Below are 293 nucleotides of genomic sequence, written 5' to 3' on the forward strand. Positions count from 1 at the left end.
ATTGTTACCAATAGTATCAAGAGCTTCCACTAGATCTCTTGAGAGGTTACGATGAGTATTGTCATAGTTGGTGTTAAAAATTCCTAGTCTGAGCATATATATAATATTTGCAGCCTCTTGATAAGCATCTATCGGATATTTTGGTTTGCCTGCTGCTTTATTTGGCAATGCGCCATCCTTGTAATTATTGTATATCTCTTTCTCCTCTTTCACATCCAAATTTAGCTCCCTTATCTCTACATCAGATTCAGTGTATCTACTTCTAGCATAGTTAAAGTACCTTGCATCTATCT

1 protein-coding gene is annotated in these 293 nt (G+C 35.8%); it reads right to left on the reverse strand.

Annotation, left to right across the window (positions count from 1 at the left end; translation table 11 throughout):
- On the reverse strand, nucleotides 1–293 hold a 293-nt coding region (locus B9N65_RS11125; protein ID WP_180385159.1), incomplete at both ends, for a hypothetical protein.

The organism is Campylobacter concisus, assembly GCF_002165815.1.
In the GTDB taxonomy this organism is placed as follows: Bacteria; Campylobacterota; Campylobacteria; order Campylobacterales; family Campylobacteraceae; genus Campylobacter_A; species Campylobacter_A concisus_BH.